Source organism: Fluviicola sp., from assembly GCF_030151805.1.
Classification (GTDB): Bacteria; Bacteroidota; Bacteroidia; order Flavobacteriales_D; family Crocinitomicaceae; genus Fluviicola.
Genome location: NZ_JASLCN010000308.1, coordinates 1 through 3,271, shown reverse-complemented (window position 1 = coordinate 3,271; position 3,271 = coordinate 1). Strand labels below are relative to the sequence as shown.

Genomic DNA, 3,271 nt, shown 5'->3' with positions numbered 1-3,271 from the left:
ATTCCCCACCCCCCGTATTCTGCAATCGGCGAATATTCGCGCAAATAAACTTGATCAATATCTTCCCATTTGTACTGTCGAAACTTCAATTGAATCGGGTAAAACCTTACAAAAACCCCTTCCTCAGAGATTTTGGTTTCCAGGCGCAAAACGAAAAACAACATGGAAATGGCCAACACAATAAAAAAGCTGATCAACAAACCGATATTTTCCCACTGACTGTCTCCGAAAGGCTTTCCATACATTGCCTGGGTCACAATAAAGAATCCCATGATTCCTTTGGTTCCTGCTAAAATGAACCACAACCACCATTGTCTGAATTTTTGAGTTTCTGAAAATCGAATTTTGTTCGGCATGCCCCTATTTAATTTCGTTAGTAAATCGTCCGACCTTTTACAACCCCTGGTTGATGCTAAAACCAAAGTTCACTGAAACTATTTGCCAAACGCGATCAGGGAACAACAAAACGTGCTCTGTTCAATCTCTGTAAGAAAAACTGATTGGTAGTGCGAATAGTATCAAGTACGTCATAAAACAGTGTTACCCAAATATAATTTATTTTCTGAGACTTTTCTAAAACTTCTTTTTTACTTTCATGGATTCGGTATGTTCCCCCAGGTTTCCTGTCCATTGGAGATTTGTTACTCTGACAGATTGATTACAAAAAGAAACGATCAAATAGTCTGAATTTGCTTCCACATAAACTGATTTAGGTTCATTAGGAAGTGATTTAACCCCATAAGCACCGAATCTCATTTTAAATGCCATTTGATTTGTTTCAGATGAAGGATTGATCACCTCTGTCAAAAAATAGACTCCCGTTGTTGGAATAACATTGAAAGCCAATTCAATATCATGTGGTGTTAAATATTGATTCTGGTCAGTTGTATCAGAAAATTTTATCCGGTAAACCGCATTCGGAAAACTCCCACTTGGTCCTGAAAAAACACTATCTAATTGATAATTATAAAAATCCAATGGACACGGAGCCAAATGATCCTCATAAGGCGTCAATTTTTGTTTCGTTTTCGCTTCTTTTTTGCACGCAATTGTAATCGTAAGAAGTATCAGAATGCTGAATAACCTGGTCATCTTTGGTCGTATTTTTTAGGCTTTGTCCTGAAGCTTAGGTGATTTTTTTAAGTCACGCAGATTCAGATTACATAGACTCCGACCATTCGGAATCCGTGGTATGCAACCAACGCTGATCGCATGTCGCCAATAGCTATAGCGATGGCACAAGCTTAGGCGTAAGCGTTCTGCGGAGAAACTGATTACATCACCTCTATTTTAGGACACTCCAATTTTTAAAAAGTCAAAAGTAACTTTTTACAACTTATCCAGCAACAGCAAATAAGGTTCCAGCATGTGATTCATGAACTTTTCCTGCGGATCTTGCGGAAACTTACGGTAATAATCCACATCCGGGTAAAGGATAATATAGTTTCCACAACGGGTAAATGCCGATGAGTGAGACAATTGAGGCGGCTCGAAGCCTTTCAGGTTTTTCGTCATTAATTTCCCTAATTTTCTTCCGAGGTATTTCTCAAAACGCTTTTGGGACTTCTTCGTCGGGCGATCCATTTTATTGTACATATGTCTGACAACCAATCGTGGAATCAGAGGTAGTTTCTTGATCGCTTTTTTAGCATCCTGGAAAGGATTTATCGCATTGAAATCCCGGACCGTCTGAATCGAAAACGGAGATTCCGGAACCCAATCCAATGCGTTCACCGTATTGTACGCCCAGCCCTGCTGCGTCATTTTTTCATAGTAATAAGCGAAGTATAAATTTCCCGGTTTCGGTGCGGCACTGCAATAGGTTTTGAACTGCACGTCGGAAGGAATAATCCCATTTTCCTTCATGATCAACAAATGCGCTGTAAGCAAATAAGCCAAAGCTCCGCCCTGGCTGTGTCCGGTGATGTAAAACTCTTTCTTCCCCTGGTCGATCTGCGCAAAAAGCACCGAATCCATGTCTTTCCACAAGCAGCCCAAAGCCGTTGTCCATCCCACATGAACCAAAGCTTTCGGATCTTTCGACAGTTCGTAATAAAACGTGTCTTTCTCACTGATTTTGATCCAGCCTTTCGCCGGAATCATTCCTGCGTAAAAATTTGCTCCCCAGCTCGTAAAAGTTCCGGTTGTTCCGCGAAGCGACAACACTCCTACTCCTTTCTGATCTTCCCAATAATCCCATTTATTATCGAAACCCAAGGTTTTGGAACGGTATTTCAATGCAAATCGTTGAGGAGCCGGCATGGAATCCCAATGCGTGGAATCTATAAATCGGAAATTGACTTTCAACAGCTCAATTGCTTCATGCTTATCGTATCCCGGTTTCATCTGAGACCAGGAGCATGTAAGCGAAAAAAGAAAAATAAACAGCAGCAGATTTTTCATAATGCTAAATCATATGAGTTAAATAATCAATGATGGTCAGAAGCCGGTTCTTATTTTGATTCATCAAACGTGCAGTATATTCAATGGAATGAATGCTTCCGCCACCGCTGTAGTGTTCCTGCATCAATTTTCCGATCAAAGCCTGTTCCGTTGCCATTAATTTTCTCCAGTCTTTTTGCCAGGAAAGCAGCAGCTCAACATCCTCTTTCTTCATTTTTGCCTGAAGCATGGAAAAGTACTTATCTACCAGTTTTTCGTATTCCGAAGCACAAAAAAGATTCGCCTTATTCATTCCCAACGTGGTCGGTTCCTTATCCGATTGCCGGCGCAAGATATTTTCTACAACAAAAGTATCTTGTACGAAAAGCCTTTGAACGGAATCCGCAAAATCCGACATGCCTTCTTCCCTGGGCATTTTGCGAATCATTTGATGCGCTTCTTTCTTCAGTTCCAACCACCAGTCAGCTTTCAATGATTCCATTTCAGAATCGGAAACCTGGGCATTCAGTCTGACCGAAAAGAAAAACAAAAGGATAACCAAGGGAGAAAGCTTCATTTTTTTCTTTTAAAAATAATCATATTAATAAGCTTTCCCCTGGAATTTAAATGATTTTCTAATTCTCAATTTGTTTTTTTAAAACTTCTTGGTGTTATTCCAACAACATCAATAAAGTATGGATATAGTATCGACAAAGCATAAATATAGCATAGATATAGCGATGATTGTACTTAATTCTAACATTAGAAAGAGCTATTTCACACCACTATTGCCTGGTCATTATTGCCTTCTTGATAATCCTCTTAATTCGGCTCCCGATTTCTATCAGGTCAGCATTCGTAATTCGTAATTCGTAATTATTCATTCATG

The 3,271-nt window shown here is 39.7% G+C and carries 3 protein-coding genes and 1 pseudogene; all 4 read right to left on the bottom strand.

Annotated features, from left to right (window positions below):
* A pseudogene (locus Q1V93_RS11820) lies at positions 1-356 on the bottom strand (hypothetical protein); the annotation flags it as partial.
* Between the two features lie 217 nt (positions 357-573).
* Positions 574-1,092, bottom strand: coding sequence for a hypothetical protein (locus tag Q1V93_RS11815; RefSeq protein ID WP_300664922.1), 519 nt, complete (start codon positions 1,090-1,092; stop codon positions 574-576).
* A gap of 237 nt (positions 1,093-1,329) precedes the next feature.
* On the bottom strand, positions 1,330-2,403 hold the full coding sequence (locus Q1V93_RS11810; protein ID WP_300664920.1) for a lipase family protein: 1,074 nt from the start codon (positions 2,401-2,403) through the stop codon (positions 1,330-1,332).
* A 4-nt stretch (positions 2,404-2,407) separates the two neighbouring features.
* Positions 2,408-2,959 carry a lysozyme inhibitor LprI family protein gene (locus Q1V93_RS11805; protein WP_300664918.1) on the bottom strand — a complete coding sequence of 184 codons (552 nt, stop codon included), beginning with the start codon at positions 2,957-2,959 and terminating at the stop codon, positions 2,408-2,410.
* Positions 2,960-3,271 lie beyond the last annotated feature (312 nt).

What these genes read in the sequence shown, in the direction of transcription:
- Q1V93_RS11815 (WP_300664922.1), bottom strand. Translation starts at nt 1,092, where the DNA reads ATGACCAGGTTATTCAGCATTCTGATACTTCTTACGATTACAATTGCG.
- Q1V93_RS11810 (WP_300664920.1), bottom strand. Translation starts at nt 2,403, where the DNA reads ATGAAAAATCTGCTGCTGTTTATTTTTCTTTTTTCGCTTACATGCTCC.
- Q1V93_RS11805 (WP_300664918.1), bottom strand. Translation starts at nt 2,959, where the DNA reads ATGAAGCTTTCTCCCTTGGTTATCCTTTTGTTTTTCTTTTCGGTCAGA.